This is a genomic window from Methyloceanibacter superfactus, assembly GCF_001723305.1.
Classification (GTDB): Bacteria; Pseudomonadota; Alphaproteobacteria; order Rhizobiales; family Methyloligellaceae; genus Methyloceanibacter; species Methyloceanibacter superfactus.
The window spans coordinates 51714-68421 of sequence record NZ_LPWF01000030.1; the positions used below are offsets into that span (position 1 = coordinate 51714).

The 16708-nt window shown below is 64.5% G+C and carries 16 protein-coding genes and 3 pseudogenes; 10 read left to right on the forward strand and 9 right to left on the reverse strand.

All coding sequences use genetic code 11. From position 1 onward, the window contains the following. Positions 1 to 4 precede the first annotated feature (4 nt). The 3 genes and pseudogenes from AUC69_RS12495 to AUC69_RS12500 all read right to left on the reverse strand — a co-directional run bounded on the left by AUC69_RS12495 (position 5) and on the right by AUC69_RS12500 (position 2291). Positions 5 to 697 carry a Gfo/Idh/MocA family protein gene (locus AUC69_RS12495; RefSeq protein WP_425283540.1) on the reverse strand — a complete coding sequence of 231 codons (693 nt, stop codon included), beginning with the start codon at positions 695 to 697 and terminating at the stop codon, positions 5 to 7. Beyond that, a pseudogene (locus AUC69_RS17135) lies at positions 692 to 993 on the reverse strand (Gfo/Idh/MocA family protein); the annotation flags it as partial. The gene AUC69_RS12495 and the pseudogene AUC69_RS17135, both read right to left, overlap by 6 nt. A 131-nt stretch (positions 994 to 1124) precedes the next feature. Next, complete coding sequence (locus AUC69_RS12500; protein ID WP_069442444.1) at positions 1125 to 2291, reverse strand: DegT/DnrJ/EryC1/StrS family aminotransferase; 1167 nt, start codon at positions 2289 to 2291, stop codon at positions 1125 to 1127. 288 nt (positions 2292 to 2579) lie between these two features. Between AUC69_RS12500 and AUC69_RS12505 the strand changes: the two genes are divergently transcribed. Both AUC69_RS12505 and AUC69_RS12510 read left to right on the forward strand, forming a co-directional pair. Beyond that, the gene (locus tag AUC69_RS12505) at positions 2580 to 3737 is read left to right on the forward strand and encodes an exo-beta-N-acetylmuramidase NamZ family protein (RefSeq protein ID WP_069442445.1); all 1158 of its coding nucleotides are present in this window, start codon (positions 2580 to 2582) and stop codon (positions 3735 to 3737) included. A gap of 32 nt (positions 3738 to 3769) precedes the next feature. Continuing rightward, positions 3770 to 4504 carry a rhomboid family intramembrane serine protease gene (locus AUC69_RS12510; protein WP_069442446.1) on the forward strand — a complete coding sequence of 245 codons (735 nt, stop codon included), beginning with the start codon at positions 3770 to 3772 and terminating at the stop codon, positions 4502 to 4504. A gap of 9 nt (positions 4505 to 4513) precedes the next feature. Here the strand turns inward: AUC69_RS12510 and AUC69_RS12515 are convergent, their stop codons facing one another. Continuing rightward, on the reverse strand, positions 4514 to 5305 hold the full coding sequence (locus AUC69_RS12515; RefSeq protein ID WP_280136650.1) for a vWA domain-containing protein: 792 nt from the start codon (positions 5303 to 5305) through the stop codon (positions 4514 to 4516). A gap of 6 nt (positions 5306 to 5311) precedes the next feature. Continuing rightward, positions 5312 to 6040, reverse strand: a complete 729-nt coding sequence (locus AUC69_RS12520; protein WP_083239418.1) for a vWA domain-containing protein — start codon at positions 6038 to 6040, stop codon at positions 5312 to 5314. Between the two features lie 162 nt (positions 6041 to 6202). Here AUC69_RS12520 and AUC69_RS19415 point away from each other — a divergent pair, with 162 nt between their 5' ends. The 4 genes and pseudogenes from AUC69_RS19415 to AUC69_RS12535 all read left to right on the forward strand — a co-directional run bounded on the left by AUC69_RS19415 (position 6203) and on the right by AUC69_RS12535 (position 10044). Next, complete coding sequence (locus AUC69_RS19415; protein WP_342018590.1) at positions 6203 to 6397, forward strand: hypothetical protein; 195 nt, start codon at positions 6203 to 6205, stop codon at positions 6395 to 6397. A gap of 28 nt (positions 6398 to 6425) precedes the next feature. After that, positions 6426 to 7250: an AI-2E family transporter gene (locus tag AUC69_RS12525; RefSeq protein WP_342018591.1), complete on the forward strand. Its 825-nt coding sequence runs from the start codon at positions 6426 to 6428 to the stop codon at positions 7248 to 7250. Continuing rightward, positions 7247 to 9019, forward strand: coding sequence for a metallophosphoesterase family protein (locus AUC69_RS12530; protein ID WP_069442448.1), 1773 nt, complete (start codon positions 7247 to 7249; stop codon positions 9017 to 9019). The genes AUC69_RS12525 and AUC69_RS12530 overlap by 4 nt, the downstream gene beginning before the upstream one ends. Before the next feature lie 4 nt (positions 9020 to 9023). Beyond that, positions 9024 to 10044, forward strand: a pseudogene (locus tag AUC69_RS12535) (patatin-like phospholipase family protein). Positions 10045 to 10089: 45 nt separating this feature from the next. Here the strand turns inward: AUC69_RS12535 and AUC69_RS12540 are convergent. Next, positions 10090 to 10509 (reverse strand): HdeD family acid-resistance protein, encoded by a 420-nt coding sequence (locus AUC69_RS12540; protein ID WP_141700777.1) that lies wholly within the window; start codon positions 10507 to 10509, stop codon positions 10090 to 10092. Between the two features lie 365 nt (positions 10510 to 10874). Here AUC69_RS12540 and fdhD point away from each other — a divergent pair, with 365 nt between their 5' ends. Then, a complete protein-coding gene (gene fdhD, locus AUC69_RS12545; RefSeq protein WP_069442449.1) occupies positions 10875 to 11693 on the forward strand; it encodes a formate dehydrogenase accessory sulfurtransferase FdhD in 819 nt (272 codons plus the stop codon). Here the strand turns inward: fdhD and mobA are convergent. The 3 genes from mobA to AUC69_RS12555 all read right to left on the reverse strand — a co-directional run bounded on the left by mobA (position 11690) and on the right by AUC69_RS12555 (position 13186). Further along, entirely contained in the window at positions 11690 to 12331 is a 642-nt protein-coding gene (gene mobA / locus AUC69_RS12550) for a molybdenum cofactor guanylyltransferase MobA (RefSeq protein WP_069442450.1), read from the reverse strand. The two genes, fdhD and mobA, sit on opposite strands and share 4 nt — an antisense overlap. Before the next feature lie 112 nt (positions 12332 to 12443). Continuing rightward, the gene (locus AUC69_RS18695) at positions 12444 to 12608 is read right to left on the reverse strand and encodes a hypothetical protein (RefSeq protein ID WP_244500247.1); all 165 of its coding nucleotides are present in this window, start codon (positions 12606 to 12608) and stop codon (positions 12444 to 12446) included. Next, positions 12605 to 13186 carry a transferase gene (locus AUC69_RS12555; protein WP_069442451.1) on the reverse strand — a complete coding sequence of 194 codons (582 nt, stop codon included), beginning with the start codon at positions 13184 to 13186 and terminating at the stop codon, positions 12605 to 12607. The genes AUC69_RS18695 and AUC69_RS12555 overlap by 4 nt, the downstream gene beginning before the upstream one ends. A gap of 393 nt (positions 13187 to 13579) precedes the next feature. Here AUC69_RS12555 and AUC69_RS19790 point away from each other — a divergent pair. The 3 genes and pseudogenes from AUC69_RS19790 to AUC69_RS12575 all read left to right on the forward strand — a co-directional run. Next, positions 13580 to 14851, forward strand: a pseudogene (locus AUC69_RS19790) (GGDEF domain-containing protein); the annotation flags it as partial. A gap of 85 nt (positions 14852 to 14936) precedes the next feature. Continuing rightward, positions 14937 to 15788, forward strand: coding sequence for a putative bifunctional diguanylate cyclase/phosphodiesterase (locus tag AUC69_RS12570; RefSeq protein ID WP_141700778.1), 852 nt, complete (start codon positions 14937 to 14939; stop codon positions 15786 to 15788). Between the two features lie 122 nt (positions 15789 to 15910). Next, on the forward strand, positions 15911 to 16687 hold the full coding sequence (locus AUC69_RS12575) for a class I SAM-dependent methyltransferase (RefSeq protein WP_069442521.1): 777 nt from the start codon (positions 15911 to 15913) through the stop codon (positions 16685 to 16687). Positions 16688 to 16708: the final 21 nt, after the last annotated feature.

Consider the following 16708-nt stretch of genomic DNA (forward strand, 5'->3'; position numbering starts at 1 on the left):
AGGGCTAGCCCCGGGGCGGGGCGACCGCGCCGAAGCGCTCTTGCACCATTTGAAGCTGCTCGTTGATGCTCTCGTTGATCAAGCTCGCCACGCGCAACGCTTCACATCCCGCGCGGCCGTCGACCATGGGCTTCTTGCCGCTAACGATGCATTCGAGGAAGGATTCGATCTCGTTGCCGAGGCTGTCCTCTTGCGGAATCTCGTATTTCTCCGCCGCGATGGCCGCCAGACCGTCGACCATGGGATCGCCGCGCAAGCGATAGCCGGAGATGCGCCGCTCGCCGAGATCGCAACTGAGATAGTGGTTACGGGCGAACACGCGCATGCGGCGCTCGGTCTTGTAGCTGACCCGGCTCGCGGTGACGTTGGCGATGCAGCCGGACTCGAAGCTGATCCTGGCATTGGCGAGGTCGATCCGCTGTCCGAGCACCGGCGTGCCCACCGCATCGACCTTGCTGACCGGCGAGCCGACCAGGCCGATGATCATGTCGATGTCGTGGATCATCAGGTCGAGAACCACGTCCACCTCGACCCCGCGCTCCTTCCATGGGGCGATGCGATAGCTCTCGAAATAGAGCGGATCGACGATGATCTCGGAGAGCGTACGATAGGCGGCCGAGAAGCGCTCGATATGGCCGACCTGGAGGACGGTGCCCTTCTGCTCCGCCAGATCCGTGATTGCGTTGGCACTGTCCACGCTGTCGGTGATCGGCTTCTCGATCAGCACATGCAGGCCGGCTTCGATCAGATCGCGGGCGATCGCGGCATGGGCCGGCGTCGGCACGGCGATGCTCACCGCATCCACCCGGCCGAGGATGTCACGATAATCGGTGACCGGCTCGGCCCGAATTCGGCTGCCATCTCGGCCGCCCGCGCCGCGTTCGTGTCGACCACGGCGACGAGCTGAGCGCGCGGGTTCTTCGTGTAATGGTTGGCATGGAAACGGCCGAAATAGCCCGTCCCCACCACGGCCGTGCGAATTAGCTCTGCCATTGCCCCCTACCGCCTCATGTCCTCGCCGGTTTGTGTCCCAGAATCCGGCGCTCCGCCAGCCCTAAGCTGTATTCGGCGGCTGATGGTATCAGGAATCCGGCGGTCCGACAGGGCCCGCCGCCGTCCCGGCCCTATTCGGCGGCGACGCTGCCGGCGCCCGAGCCCAGGGCGCCCAGCACCGTGTCGATCACCGTGTCCTGCCCCGCCTCGCTGAGATAGCCGTGCATGGGGAGGCTGATCACGCGCTCGGAAAGCCATTCCGCCTGGGGCAAGCCGTCCGGCGCGGTCGGAAACTCGCGATAAGGCGTGAGCTTGTGCAGCGCGCTCGTATAGTGGATGGCCGTGGGCACGCCCGCCTGGCGGCATGCCGTGGCCAGCGCGTCGCGGCGATCGGTGACGATGGTGTATTGCGCCCAGACGGAGCTCGCCCCCGCCATCAGCTCCGGCACCTTCGCCGCGGCGCCGAGCCTGGCGCTATAGCGGTCCGCCGCGACCTGGCGCGCGGCGATCTCCGCCGGAAACAGCTTCAGCTTCTCCAAAAGGACAACAGCCTGGAAGGAATCGAGCCGGCTGTTGAGACCGATCTCCTCGGTCTCCTTCTGCCCCGGTCCCTTGCCGTGATTGCGCAAGGACAGCAGCAGCTCGGCCTTGGCGTCGTTATCGGTAAAGATGGCGCCGCCGTCGCCATAGCCGCCGAGCGGCTTGGACGGATAGAAGCTCGTCGCCGTATAAGCGCCAAGCGTGCCGACCTTCTTGCCGTTGAGCGCCGCGCCGAAGCTTTGGGCCGCGTCGTCGATGACCACCAAGCCATGCGCCTCGGCGATCTCGTTGATGCGCGCATAGTCGGCCGGCTGCCCGAACAGATCGACCGCGATGATGGCGCGCGGCTTGAGCCCGTTCGCATTCGCCACGCCGATCGCGCCCTCGAGGCTGTCCGTATCCATATTGAACGTGTCGCGCCTGACATCGACGAACACCGGCGTCGCGCCCACGAGCACGGCGACCTCGGCCGTGGCGACGAAGGTGAAGGCCGGCACGAACACCGCATCGCCGGCGCCGATACCCTCGGCCATGAGCGCCAGCAGCAGCGCATCCGTGCCATTGGCGCAGGAGATGCAATGCTTGGCGCCACAGAATGCGGCGAGCTGCTGTTCGATCTCGGTGACCTGCGGCCCCAGCACATACTGTCCGCTTTCCAGCACGGCGATGAGTGCCTTGGCGAGGCCGTCGCCCATCTTCTCGCGCTGCGCGCCCAAATCGATAAAGGCCGGGATCGGCCGCGTCGTGTCCTTGCTCATGCGTTCTCCACCAAGCGCCTCTGCGACCGTCACGGTCGAAGGCGGAACGTCAATCGGCTTTGGCGGGCCTTTCGGACCTCCTGGCCTAACCATATGATTTTGGGGAATCCCCTCAGGCTTCCTGTCAGCCCCGTCGCCGACTACCATAGCACTGAAATTCGCAGGTGAAACCCGCCGCGATTGCGGCTAAGCCCTTGCTATCCTTAGCCAAGGGGAGGGACCTAATGCCGCAAGACCCAACGCCCGAGGGGGCATTCCGCCTCCCTTACGCCCGCGCGCGCTGACGCCATGCTGCTCGGTTCCGAACGGCTGATCGCCTCCCCGCGCCTCGACGGGCTGCGCGTCGGCATCCTGGCCAACCCCGCGTCCGTCGATCACGCCTTCCGCCATGTGGTGGATCAATTCGCCGAAGCGCCGGCCTTCAAACTCGCCGCGATCTTCGGGCCGCAGCACGGCTTCCGCTCCGATCTCCAGGACAACATGATCGAGACGCCGCACGGCACCGACCCCCGCCGTGGCGTCCCGATCTTCTCGCTGTATAGCGAGACCCGCGAGCCGACGCCCGAGATGCTCGACCTCATCGACGTGCTCGTCATCGACCTGCAAGACGTCGGCGCCCGCATCTACACCTACATCTACACCATGGCCAATTGCCTGCGCGCCGCAGGCAAGGCCGGCATCCCCGTCATCGTCTGCGACCGTCCCAACCCGATCGGCGGCATCCAGGTCGAAGGCCCGATGCTGGAGCCCGGCTTCGAATCTTTCGTCGGGCTCTATCCCATCCCCATGCGCCACGGCATGACGGTGGCGGAGCTGGCGCAGATGTTCAACGAGCAGTATTGGCTCGGCGCCGCGCTGGAGATCGTGCCCATGGAGGGCTGGTCGCGCGAGATGTATTTCGACGACACCGAGATCCCGTGGATCATCCCCTCGCCCAACATGCCGACCCTCGACACGGCCATCGTCTATCCGGGCACGGTCCTGTTCGAAGGCACCATGGTGTCGGAGGGCCGGGGCACCACGCGCCCGTTCGAGCTTATCGGCGCGCCGTGGCTCGACGGCGCGGCACTCACCGCCCGATTGAACCAAGCCGGCCTCGCCGGCGTTCATTTCCGTGAGGTGGTGTTCGAGCCGACATTCCAGAAACACGCCAAGGTGCCGTGCGGCGGCTGCCAGATTCACGTGACGTCGCGCTGGGACTTCGAGCCGGTCAAGGTCGGCGTGGCGGTGATGCGCGAGTGCTACGGGTTGGGCCTCGATCAGTTCAAATGGCGCGACCCGCCTTACGAGTATGAGCACGACAAGATGCCGATCGACATTCTCGCCGGCTCCACTCAGTTGCGCGAGCAGATCGAGCAGCAGGTGCCCATCGAGGAGATCGCCGCGAGCTGGCGCGACGGCGTGAAGGCATTCGAGGAAACGCGTAAGCCGTATCTGCTTTATTGAGCGCGCACCCGGCCTAGGCCGTACGAGGGCACATGTTCCCCATCGCCGACGACAATCCGCGCATCAATACGCCCTATGTCACCTGGTCGCTCATCGGCGCCTGCGTGCTGGTCTATCTCTGGCAATTCTCTCTCGGCGCCAATAGCGGCGAGATCGCCGTCTACCAATACGGCATGATCCCGGCGCGGCTGTTCGGCGGGGCCACGCTCGATCCCGAGCTCGCCACCGTGCCGGCTTGGGCGACGGTGTTCACCTCCATGTTCATGCATGGCGGCTGGATGCATCTCGGTTTCAACATGCTGTTCCTATGGATCTTCGGCGACAACATCGAGGATTCCATGGGACATGTCCGCTACCTGGTCTTCTACCTGACCTGCGGCGTGGCGGCGGCGCTGGCGCAAGCCGTCGTCAATCCCGGCTCGACCATTCCCATGGTGGGCGCGAGCGGCGCCATCTCCGGCGTGCTCGGCGCCTATCTGCTGCTGCACCCTCGGGCCACCGTGCGCACGATGATCTTTCTCGGCATCTTCGTCACCATGGTGCATCTGCCGGCGCTGATCGTGCTCGGTCTGTGGTTCCTGATGCAGCTCGTCAGCGCCACGCTTTCGAGCTCGGGCGAGGCCGGCGTCGCCTTCTGGGCGCATATCGGCGGCTTCGTCGCCGGCATGGTGCTGGTGCCGCTGTTCAAGAAGGCGAACGTGCCCCTGCTGCAGGCCGCCCAATACCGGCCGTTCCAGATCGAGCGCCGCCGAGGTCCTTGGGGCTAGGGGTTTAGGCTAGTTTTTTGCGACGGTCTTCGCCGCGGGAAGCTCCGACATCATCGGACAGCCGAGCGTCTTCTTGAATGCGGCGACGAGCTCGTCCTGATCGTCCGCGCTGATATAGAGCCCGTTATTGGTCTCGGCGAGGCACTGCACGTCGAGAATGCTCTGCGCGCCCGTCCACAAGAAATTCTTCATGCGGAAGCCGATCACATGGATAGTGAGCTGCTGCGCCTGGGAATGCAGCAACTTGCCGAGAGCGCACGGGGCGCCGTCGCAAGTCTCCTCGCCGTCGGTGAGCACCAGGATGACCCCCGGCTTGTTGCGGAAATCGAGAACGTCCGCGGCACCGCGAACGGCGGCAGATAACGGCGTCTTGCCGGCCGGGTTCAACGCGTTCACGTCATGCATGATCTGTGGGCCGGCATCCGGGGCCGGCCGCAGATTGAGCTCGACATTGCATTGCTCATACGGGCCTGGCCCATAGGTGATGAGGCCGACGCGCCGGTGATGCGTCACCGAAGGCAGCGCCCTGGCGAGCGCCGCGCGCACCTCGTTGATGCGCGGCTTGGTGGTGGCGATGCCTGATTCATGTTGCCGGCCATGGACCCCGACGCATCGAAGACGATCATGGCGTCCTCGGTGCAGGGGGGCGGGTCCTCGACGGCCGCCGCGGCGCAGGGAGCGGCAAGCAGTGCCATCATGGCGATGGCCGCTCGTCGTGCGGGTCGGCAAAGCAGGGTCATCATCCGGCGCCTCCGCGCAGGTGAGCCTAAGTCTACTGCAAAACTCGCGGCCCGTGGGCACTATCGGCTAGTTCTTGAAGAAGGCGTGCGGGTCGGGCAGTTGCGACATCATCGGACAGCCGAGCGTCTTCTCGAACGCATCGACGAGCTCTTCCTGGCTCTCCGCGGTGATGTAGAGGCCGCCCGTCGCCTCGGCGAGACATTTGACGTCGAGCGCGCTCTGCGCTCCCGTCCAAAAGGCCGTCATGCGGAAACCGATGACGTGGACGGTCAGTTGCGCGCCCTCTTTGTCGAGCATCTTTCCCAGAGCACAGGGGGCGCCGTCGCAGGTCTCCTCCCCGTCGGTCAGCAGGACGATGACCCCGGGTTTCGCCTTGTAGTCCAAAACTTCCGCCGCCTGCTCGACGGCCGCCGTCAACGGCGTCTTGCCCGACGGATTCAAGCCGCTCACCTTTTCCATGATGGGCTTGGCCGCGTCGGGGATCGGCCGCAGGTTGAGCTCCACATTGCATTGCCGGTAGGAGCCCGGGCCATAGGTGATGAGCCCGATGCGCCGGAAATGCGTCACGCGGGGTAACGCCTGCGCCAGCGCCTTGCGCACTTCGTCGATGCGCCGGATCTTGGCGCCGATGCCTTCGGCCAGACTGCCGGCCATGGAGCCGGAGGCATCGAAGACGATCATCGCATCCTCGGTGCATGGCTTCACGTCATCCGCCGCGAGTGCAGCGCCGGAGCCGGCCAGCAGCACGATCAGCGCGATCGCGCCCCGCCGTACCTGGTTGATGAGCCTGTTCATGGGCGGGACACTAGCCGAAAAAATGGCGCCGCGTGCAAGCTTTTGGCACAAGCTCACGCGCCGAGCGGTGAAAAATTCCTGGCGCCCATGAACGCCATCGGCGAAGCTGGAACACGAGTTTGGTCGGCCAAATTAAGAACTTGACCCGTGGGAGCGATGCCGGTGGCGGACACCAGAGTTCTAACCGTGCTGGTGCTGTGCACGATCGTGATACTTGTCACGGCGCTCTATTTCGCGGCCTCCATCTTCGCACCGCTGACCTTCAGCCTATTCATCCTGGCGCTCGTCTGGCCGATGCACAAGCGCTTCAGGATCACCTGCCTAGAGGCTTGGCGCTGTTCGTCACCCTGTGCGTGACGGTCATCGTCTTCCTGGCTTTCGCTCGATGATCGCCTGGGCGCTAAGCGGCATCGCCGAATGGCTGGTGAGCAACATCCAGCGATTTCAGACTCTCTATGTGCAGTTCACCGATTGGCTCGAAGACCATGGCATCTTCGTCGCCGGCACGCTGGCCGACACGTTCGACGTGCCTTGGCTCATTCGCATGTTCCAGGAGGCCGCGCGCCGGCTTAACCGGCTGACCGGCTTCGGCATCCTCGTCTTCGTGTTTCTGATGCTGGCGCTCCTCGAGACCGAAGAGTTTCGGCAACGCCTGGCGGCACTCGGCAAGCACGGCAACGGCACCAAGCTCATCGGCGCCGCCAAAGAGATCGCCGCGAAGTTTCGCAAATACATGATCGTGCGCACGCAGCTCAGCGTTCTCACCGGACTGCTCGTCTGGGGTTTCGCCATGCTGGCGGGCGTCGAGCCCGCGGCCGCTTGGGGCCTGCTTGCCTTCGCCCTCAACTACATCCCGTTCATCGGTTCGTTCGTCGCCACCATTCTCCCGGGCGTATTCGCCATGGTCCAGTTGGACACATGGCAGGGCATCATTCTCGTTTTCGCCGGGCTGGGGGTCATCCAGTTCTTGATCGGCAACTATCTGGAGCCGCTCGTTGCCGGGGCCGCCTTGTCCATCTCGCCCTTCGCCGTGGTGTTCGCCGTGTTCTTCTGGGGATTCCTGTGGGGCATTCCCGGCGCCTTCATCGGCGTGCCGATCCTCATCGTCCTGATCGCCATCTGCGCGCAATATCCATCGAGCCGGTGGATCGCCGATCTTCTGTCGGGCAACGCGCCGCTGCCGCCGAAAAGGACTAGAGCGCCCCCATGACGCGCAAACGCCCGACCACCAAGACGAGCGCGCCGCCGATCCTCGATCCGCGCCAGGGCGACATCGAGGACGACGCCTCGAGCACCAAGCGCCGTTCGATGCTGTCTCTTCTCGGCAGCCTCCTCGTCGAGATCAGCCTGCCCAAGCTGATCTTCGCCTGGATTCTGCTGATGGTGGTTCCCGGCCTGCTGCTCGGCGTGGCGCCGCTCGTGCTCACCTCCTGGCTCGGCCTCGTCGCCGACAAGATCACCTCGGCTTTCATCGGCATCTGGTCGGCGCTCCTGTTCATTGGCGTCATTGCGTTCGGCTGGTACGGCTGGCGGTCGCTGTTCCGCATGGTGGAGAAGAATTTCTGGGCGCTGAACTCCATCGTCGTCGAGCCCGGCTATGCCGCGGCGCGGGAGATCCTGCGCCATCTGGTGGAAAAGCTCTTCGCCAAGCACGCCAATGAGGCGACCCGCGCCAAGCTGCGCGCCGTTTCGGCGGCGGTGGCCGGCGTCATCGTCTCCGCCCTCGCCCTCCTGGTGCTGTGGTGGATCTGGCCCAGCGCCCATCTATTCGGCCAGGCCTCGGAAGTTAGGAGCTGGCGCGACCTCGTGCCGGTGGCGCTCGCCAACAGCATCACTCTCATCGCCGGCTATTTCGCCGTCGCCGCGCTGATCTGGGGTCTCGCCGATGCCACCATGGCGGAGCCGCGCAGCCTCAAGACCTTCCACACGGGCAAGACCAAAGGGCGCAAATGGCGCATCGTCCATTTGTCGGACATTCATCTCGTGGCGGAGCGTTACGGCTTTCGCGTCGAGAGCGGCCGCTCGGGCGCCCGCGGCAACGACCGGGTGCGGCGGCTCTTCGATCAGCTCGAGGCAATCGACGCCAAGGCCCCGCTCGATACTATCCTGATTACCGGCGACATGACCGACGCCGGCATCTCGACCGAGTGGGTCGAGTTCTTCGACATCCTCGCGCACCATCCCAGCCTTGCCGCGCGCGTGCTGATCATCCCCGGCAATCACGACCTGAACATCATCGACCGCGCAAATCCCGCGCGCATGGACTTGCCGACGTCGCCCGACCGGCGCTTGCGTCAGATCCGGACGCTGTCCGCCATGAACGTCGTGCAAGGTCCGCGCGTTCGCACCGTCGACCTCGATAGCGATGGCCTGGGCGCGACGTTGGCGGAGTCGCTTGCGCCGCATGTCGACGAGATCAAGCGCTTCGCCGATGTGGCGCGGCCGCTCTTCTCGACCACGCTGCAGGATTTATGGGCAAAGTCCTTTCCCATGGTGGTTCCGCCCGACCAAGACGACGGCCTCGGCATCATTCTGCTGAATTCGAACGCCGACACGCATTTCTCTTTCACCAACGCGCTCGGCATGGTGTCCGCGGCCCAGGTGCACGGCATCGAGATCGCGCGACAGACCTATCCCAAGGCCTGCTGGATCATTGCCCTGCATCATCACGTGATCGAATATCCCTGGGCCGCCAAGAAATTGTCGGAGCGCATCGGCACTGCGCTGATCAACGGCAACTGGTTCATTCGTAGCCTGAAGCCGCTGGTCGGCCGCAGCGTGCTGATGCACGGCCACCGGCATATCGACTGGATCGGCGAATGTGCCGGCCTGCCGATTGTCTCGGCCCCCTCCCCGGTGATGGAGGCGACCAACGACATGCCGACCGCCTTCTACATTCACACGCTGGCAATCGGCGACGGGGGACGACTCCAGTTGCTACCGCCCGAGCGCATCGTCGTCGAGGGCGAAGCAGGGTGAACCGATGACAAGCCGCGAGCCAGTGCTCGTCGATCTCGCGTTGCAAGGCGGCGGCGCGCACGGTGCCTTCACCTGGGGCGTGCTCGACCGTCTGTTGGAAGAGGATTGGCTGACCATCGAAGGCATCTCCGGGACGTCGGCCGGGGCGATGAACGCCGCCGTGCTCGCCGATGCTTTGGCGCGAGACGGCGTCGACGGCGCGCGCACCGCGCTCGAAGCGTTCTGGCGGAAGGTCTCTGACGCCGCCAGGCTGAGCCCGTTCCAGCGCACGCCGCTGGACATCCTTCTCGGCCGCTGGACGCTCGACTATTCGCCCGCCTTCGTCGCCATGGATGTCATGTCGCGGCTGTTCTCGCCTTACGAACTCAATCCGCACGGCGAGAACCCTTTGCGTGAGATCCTCGATCAATGCGTGGACTTCGAGCATCTGACGGGCAGCCCTATCAAGCTGTTCGTGACCACCACCAACGTCCATACGGGGCGGCCGCGAATTTTTCGCAACGACGACATCACGCCTGACGCCTTGCTTGCCTCGGCATGCCTCCCCACCCTGTTTCAAGCGATCGAGATCGACGGCGAGAGCTATTGGGACGGAGGCTATTCCGGCAATCCCACCATCACGCCGCTCATCCGCGAATGCCGGTCGCAGGACACGATCCTCGTGCAGATCAACCCCATCGAGCGTGCGGAAACGCCGCGGTCGGCGCGCAATATTCTGAACCGGTTGAACGAGATCTCGTTCAACAGCGTGCTCCTGAAAGAACTGCGGATGATCGCCCTGCTTCGCCAAGTCTCCGATCCAGGCAACACGGAAGGCACGCTGGGCCAATATGCGCATGCATCGCATTTCGAGCGCGGCATTGCTAGCGCTCGGCTACTCCTCGAAGCTCAATGCCGAATGGCCGTTTCTATGCCTGCTGCGCGATCAGGGCCGCGAGGCGGCGGACGCTTTCCTCGCCGCAAGCAGCGGCGACCTTGGCCACCGCTCATCGCTCGACCTCGACGTCCTGCTGCAGGGCGTTTGAGGATGAGGGTCGCCTGCCACCGGCATGACGACCCTCATGCCATTGTTAGCGCCGGACGCGGAAAGCCCAGATGATGAGGATGACGCCCTCCACCAGCAGCAGAATGCCGAATACCAGGGGAACGGCGAGCGCCGCCATCATGGGCGAGGCGAGCAGCAGCAGGCCGATGAGGAAGTTGACGAGGCCGAAGATGAAGGAGCCCACGCCGCCGCCGGTAAACCCGCCGATCATGCCGAACACGCCGATGACGAGGCCGAGCACACCGAGCCAGACCACGATGGCCGTCGGCAGCACGATGGCGGCGAAGATCGGATGCCGCAGCACGATGATGCCGGCGATGATGCCGACGACGCCGATCAGCAGCGACCAGTACCAAGGCACGGAGCTGTCGACGAACACGCGCACCAACTCCAGAACGCCGACGAACAGCCAATAGAAACCGAGAAAGATGACCAGTGCGACCAAGGTCGCGCCGGATTGGTGATGAGCAAGATGCCGAAGATGATCGCCGCGATCCCTTCGAGCAGAAATACCCACCAGACGTCCGACTGGTCTTTATGTGCCAACGCGGCCATGATGATGCCTCCCTTAGCCACCCCTGATGAAGAGCCAGCGAGCGGGCGGCCACCTCGCCTGGCGACGCGCTTACGAGACGTGCCCGGACTATACCCTTCTTGTTACAGCCATGCTGCATGGCTCTTTCTTTCCCTTGCTTTTGCGCGGTTTTTTGCGAAAGGGAGATCGGGGTGGCAGCTTCTGCCGGGTTGACCTATCTAAGAGTGATTCTCCCGAGCGCGCGCTCGGGAGCCACGCCACGAGGCGGAGCATCCATGCCGCGACCCACGATCCGTGTTCCCTGTTCCATCTGGCGTGCCACCGGCACGACCGAAGGCGAGCGCGCGATCCCGCAAGAGACCGCGATCGCCTTCACCTTCAACACCGCCTCCTACGCGGTGATGATGGCGACCCCCCAGGATCTCGAGGACTTCGCCGTGGGCTTCGCCTTGACCGAAGGCGTGGTCCCGTCCATCGACGCCATCGACGAGATCGAGGTGGTCGAGGAAGCGGTCGGCATCGAGCTGCGCGTCTGGCTCAAGGCGAAGGACGCCACGGAGTTCCTGGGACGCCGGCGCAAGATGGCGGGACCCACAGGCTGCGGCCTATGCGGCGTGGAAAGCCTCTCCGAGGCCATGCGTCCGCCGCCGAAGGTCGGCGAAGGCCGCGTGCTCACGCCCAATCAGATCATGACGGCCGTCGAGTCGCTCGCGCCCCGGCAAGAACTCAACCGCGAGACGCGCGCCGTGCATGCCGCGGGCTTCTGGGATCCGGAGCGCGGCCTGGTCGCGGTGCGTGAGGATGTCGGCCGCCACAATGCGCTCGACAAGCTCGCCGGTGCCCTGGCGCGCGACGGCGCCACTGCCGAGCAAGGCGTCGTGGTACTGACGAGCCGCGTCTCCATCGAGATGGTGCAGAAGTCGGCCGCCATCGGCGCGGCCATCGTCGCCGCGGTGTCGGCGCCGACGGCGCTCGCGGTGCGCATGGCCGATGAATGCGGCATGACGCTGGTGGCCATCGCCCGCAAGGACGGCTTCGAGGTCTTCACCCATCCCCATCGCGTGAAGGGCAAGCTCGAAAGCGACGTCGCCTAAGCCGCGCCGGGCTCCCACGCCAGCAGAAGCTCGGCCGCGGCGAGATCCTCCGGGTGATTGATGTTGAAGAACGGATCGACCCTGCGCTTATCGATCTCGACCGGCGCGAAGAACGCCTCCGCCGCGCCCTGCATCTCCGCCCAACGGCTCACTTTGCGAAAAACCTCCGCCAGGGCCGTTTTGAGATCGCCGGCCATGCCGACAGGCCACAGCCCGACCACCGGATGCACGCCGGTTTCCGAGCGCGCCACCACCATTTTGCCCGTGTCACCGCCCGCATCGACGAGCCGGGCGACAAGATCGTGGGGGATGAACGGCGTATCGCCGGGGACGGTGACGACCCAAGAGACCCCTGGCCGGTTCGCGGCCGTCCACGCAAGCCCCGCCTCGACGCCGGCGAGCGGGCCGGCGAATTGCGGCTCGCTGTCGGCGACGACCGGTAGCCCGAAGGAGGCAAAGCGCGCGGGATCGCCATTGGCGCTGATGATCATGCTGGCGACCTGCGGTCTCAGCCGGGCGAGGACGTGACCGAGGAGCGGCCGGCCCCGCAGCGGCTCCAGGCACTTGTCGCCGCCGCCCATGCGGCTCGACCGGCCGCCGGCCAGCACTAGTCCGATGATGTCACGGGTCACTGCCATCGCCGCACTCTAGAGCGAGCCGGCAGGAGCCGTCACGGCCTACGCGGCGCAATGGGGGAAGGGAAATGTCTCGGGAAGCTTAGGCGGATCTCCCCGCCGAAGCGCAAACGGGTCAGGAATAGGCGATCCAGACATTGGGCTCTTCGTAGGTGCCCGTCTGCCGGTCCACATCGATATCGACTGGCGCGATGCCGCCTTTGAGCGCGTAGCGCCCTGTTTCCTGGAAGCGCTTCTGCGACCAGTTCTCCCAGAACCCGAGCGGCTCGTGCACGGTCATCGAGCGCTCGCAAGGCCCGACGATCTTGCCGCCGGAGGCAGATGGCTGCGCAGCCAAGGATCGTAGGGCCGCCCTTTGTCGTCTTTCCAGGTCATATAGTCCGCGATGGGCACCCAAGGGTGGCGCACCTTGCCCGTCGGGCGCACCGGCACCACCACACCATTGAGCTTCTTGGACTCCGCGAGGTTCAGCAGAGACCGAATGATCAGCCGGGCATAGCCCTTGGAGCGATGAACGGCCGGTACCGAAACGGCCAGGGCCCCGAGCATATTGGCCTTCGTGTGCTTGGTGCGCGCCGCGGTCTCGACCACCCAGTCCCAGCCTTCCGCCGGCAGGTCGTCGGGACCCGAACAAACGAACGGGACACTGTTGGCGACGGCCACCGGATAGCCGGTCTCCTCGTCGACGAGGCAAAGCTGATATTCGGGATACTCGTCTAGGAGCCCCTCGTAATGCTCATAATGAGCTCTAGTATAGTTGAGATAGCCGAGCTCGGTCCAGGCGGCCTGCTCAATCGAGCTCGCCGCCTTCTTTAACTCCGGGCTCTCCGCCCTGGAACGTACGACGAGACGTGCCATTCTGGGCTCGAAATCCTAACGAGTATCGAGTCGGCCACGCCGCTCAGCAGCACCGCCGGCCCAAGGGATGTCCCTGGGGCATGTAGTTAATAAACTGTAAACGGACAACCTGCAATTCGTTAATCAGTCCACGGTATGAATTATTCCGTAGCCGGACGATTGCGGCATGGGGCTCGTCGCCTGGCCCGCGGCAAGACAGAAATAAGAAGGAGACGTAAAGCCTTCGCGGGCGCTGCAACGAGGGCTTAACCCCTCGCAGCTATAAGAAGAATGCTTCGAGGCTCGTAGGCTATTTGCGGTTATCTGGTGTCCTTAATTGATCGAGAACATCCCTTTCGCGGGGACCTTCGCCGGCTAACCACCCTCATCGGGGTGGCGATTGCTTTTTTCGGCGTGCTTCTGCTCGCGATCATCGCTTATGCCGGCTGGTCGGCGAACCAGACCGCGGTCGAGCGAGAGCGCATCCTTCTCGACAACGCGTTCAACGAAAGCATCTTGCGCGTTCTGAACGAGCAGAAGAGCATCGCCTGGTGGGACGACCCCGTCATCAAGATCACCGATGACGCAATCGACCTCGAATTCACCGACGCCAATTTTGGTATTTTCCTGACCGAGACCTACGGGCAGGACGAGGTTTACATCCTCAACGGCCAGAACAAGCCGCTCTTCTCTTGGCTTGAGGCACAGCGCGAGGAGCCCTCTGCGTTCGAGGCCCGCCGCCCCGCCCTCGAGTCGTTGATCAAAGAGATCAGGGTCGGTGACAACTCGCTGCTCAGAGCGCGCCCTGACATGTTCAGCGAAACCAAGAATCGCTACGACGTGCTGATTGGCGTGCAGGTCGCGCGCTGGGCCGGGCACATCGTATCGGTAGACGGGCGCCCGGCCGTCGTTGCCGGGATGACGATCGTCCCCAATATCGACATGAGCCTGTTGACGGGCACGCCCAACCTTCTGCTCAGCGTGACTTATATCGACGAGGAGTTCGTCTCCCAGATTGGACGCTCGCTGCTTCTTCCCGACTTGGCGCTAGGCGCGAAGCCGGAGGGGGACGGATCCGTGGTCTCCGAGCCCTTCGTCAGCGATGACGGAGTGTCGGCCGGCTATTTGAGCTGGACCACGCGCCAGCCGGGGCGCGTGCTGCTGACGATCATCCTGCCACTGGTTGCCTTTGGCGTTCTGCTGACGGGCCTGTTGTCCAAGACCATGCTCGGCCGCCTCAAGCGGGCTTCGGCCGCTCTGTCACAGCGCGAATACGAGGCCCGGCACGAGGCCAAGCACGACGCTTTGTCGGGCCTGCCGAACCGCGTCCACATGATCGAGAGGATCGAGAAGTTCCTCAATAGCTACATCGCCAGACGCAACGGCCAGCGGGCGCTTGCCGCCTATATCGACATCGACCGCTTCAAGGACATCAACGACACGCTGGGTCACGAGACGGGCGACCAATTGATCAAAGCCGTCGCCCAGCGCCTCGACTCCCGGCTCCGCCCCCACGACTTCCTCGCGCGCTTCGGCGGCGACGAGTTCGTCATTCTCTGCGCCCCCGCGGGCCCCGAGGCCGGTCCCGCCCTCGCCGAGCGCATCGACCAGACCTTCGCCTCGCCCTTCGCCATCAGGGGGCAGTCCATCCGCGTAACCGCATCCGTCGGCTTGGCCGTCGCCCCGGACAACGGCACCACGGCCGACGAGCTGATGCGCCACGCCGACATCGCGCTCTACGAGGGCCAAGAGCCAAGGCCGCGACCGCGCCGTGTTCTTCTCCAACGAGATGGCCGAGCAGGTGGAGCATCGCCGTTCAGTCGAACTGGACCTGCGCGCTGCCTTGGAAAACCAGGAACTCGACCTCCACTACCAGCCGATCATCGCTTGCGACACGGGCGCCGTCATGGGCGTGGAGGCTCTCCTCCGCTGGCATCACCCGCTCTACGGCAGCATGCCGCCGGCGGAGTTCATCCCCATCGCCGAGAACGCCGGACTTCTGCCCGAGATCGGCGAATGGGTCCTCGGCCGCGCCATGACGGATTCGAAGCGCTGGCCCCAGTTGCAAGTGGCCGTGAACCTGTCACCGGTTCAGTTCCGCCATGTCGACATCGAGACGATGCTCCGCCAGCTGATCGTCAAGCACGCCATCGACCCGAGCCGCTTCGTGCTGGAAATCACCGAAGGCGTCCTGCTGGAATCGACCGACCGGGTCAGCAAGGTCCTCGCAGCTATTCGCGATATGGGGTTCAGGACGGCGCTCGACGATTTCGGCACCGGCTACTCGAGCCTGTCCTATCTCTGCAACTTCCAGTTCGACACCATCAAGATCGACCGCTCGTTCATCAGCAACATGTCGAAGGTCGATAGCTCGAAGACGATTGTGAAGTCCGTGGTGACCCTTGGACGGGGACTAGGCATGGACATCGTCGCCGAGGGCATCGAGACCGAGTTCGAGGCCATCATGATGGCCCGGTTCGGCTGCACCGAGATGCAAGGCTTCTATTTCTCGCGACCGCTCCCGGTGACGCAGCTGATCGATTTCCTCAAGACCTACGAGCCGAAGCCCATGCAACCGGCGCTCGAGCCGATCAAAGCTGTCGGCGGTAGCCTGGCCGGCTGAGCCGGCACGATCGGCACTCTCCCGGTAGACTTGCCTCGATAGAGACTTGTCTCGATCTTGACTTGCCTTCGGCCCCCACCTCCGCGAAACCTAACAACACGACCTCGCGAAAGGTGGCATCGGTGACTCACGACAAGATCCAACAGACCTCGTCCGCCCCGGCCGGCAACGCCGACTATGAGTGGGGCACATTCGATTCCGAGGCATATTTCCAGCACTATTACGGTGAGCCGCACCCCGACGACGACGCCGTCATCCGCTGCGCGGTCCAGGCCATCAAGGCGGCGCCGCCGCTCGGCGCCAGCCTCGACATTGTCGATGTGGGCACCGGCCCCAATCTCATTCCCTTCTTCTGCGCGTTGCCCCGCGCCGCCCAGCTGACGGCCTGGGAGTATGCGCAGAGCAATGTCGACTGGCTCAAGACCGAGCTCGCATCCGACGCAATGCGCCCCCAATGGCGGCACTTCTGGGCGACGACGCGCGAGGCCTATGGGCCCGGCCACGACCTCCCCGAGAACCCCATGCCTCTCCTGCGGACCAAGGCCATGATCGAGCAAGGCTCGATCTTCGATCTCCCGCGCGCCCATTGGGACGCCGCCACCATGTTCTTCTGTGCGGAATCGATCACCGAGCGCCAGGACGAGTTCGAGGCGGCCTGCGCCGCGTTCGCCCGCTGCGTGAAGCCTGGTGGCGCCTTGATCGCCGCCTTTCTCGTGCGTTCGGCCGGCTATGTGGTGGCGGACCGCCCCTTCCCGGTCCTCAGCCTGTCGCCGGAATCGATCGAGACGGTCTTCGCCGCCCATGCCGGCCACGTCGCCGCCGAAAAGATCGGCATCGTCGAGCGCGAGATTCGCAGCGGTTACTCCGGCTTCATCTTCCTGACCGGCATCGCCCGCTGATGATTTTAGCCCTATAGCGGG

What these genes read in the sequence shown, in the direction of transcription:
- AUC69_RS12500 (WP_069442444.1), bottom strand. Translation starts at nt 2,291, where the DNA reads ATGAGCAAGGACACGACGCGGCCGATCCCGGCCTTTATCGATTTGGGC.
- AUC69_RS12505 (WP_069442445.1), top strand. Translation starts at nt 2,580, where the DNA reads ATGCTGCTCGGTTCCGAACGGCTGATCGCCTCCCCGCGCCTCGACGGG.
- AUC69_RS12510 (WP_069442446.1), top strand. Translation starts at nt 3,770, where the DNA reads ATGTTCCCCATCGCCGACGACAATCCGCGCATCAATACGCCCTATGTC.
- AUC69_RS12520 (WP_083239418.1), bottom strand. Translation starts at nt 6,040, where the DNA reads ATGAACAGGCTCATCAACCAGGTACGGCGGGGCGCGATCGCGCTGATC.
- AUC69_RS12525 (WP_342018591.1), top strand. Translation starts at nt 6,426, where the DNA reads ATGATCGCCTGGGCGCTAAGCGGCATCGCCGAATGGCTGGTGAGCAAC.
- AUC69_RS12530 (WP_069442448.1), top strand. Translation starts at nt 7,247, where the DNA reads ATGACGCGCAAACGCCCGACCACCAAGACGAGCGCGCCGCCGATCCTC.
- fdhD (WP_069442449.1), top strand. Translation starts at nt 10,875, where the DNA reads ATGCCGCGACCCACGATCCGTGTTCCCTGTTCCATCTGGCGTGCCACC.
- mobA (WP_069442450.1), bottom strand. Translation starts at nt 12,331, where the DNA reads ATGGCAGTGACCCGTGACATCATCGGACTAGTGCTGGCCGGCGGCCGG.
- AUC69_RS18695 (WP_244500247.1), bottom strand. Translation starts at nt 12,608, where the DNA reads ATGACCGTGCACGAGCCGCTCGGGTTCTGGGAGAACTGGTCGCAGAAG.
- AUC69_RS12555 (WP_069442451.1), bottom strand. Translation starts at nt 13,186, where the DNA reads ATGGCACGTCTCGTCGTACGTTCCAGGGCGGAGAGCCCGGAGTTAAAG.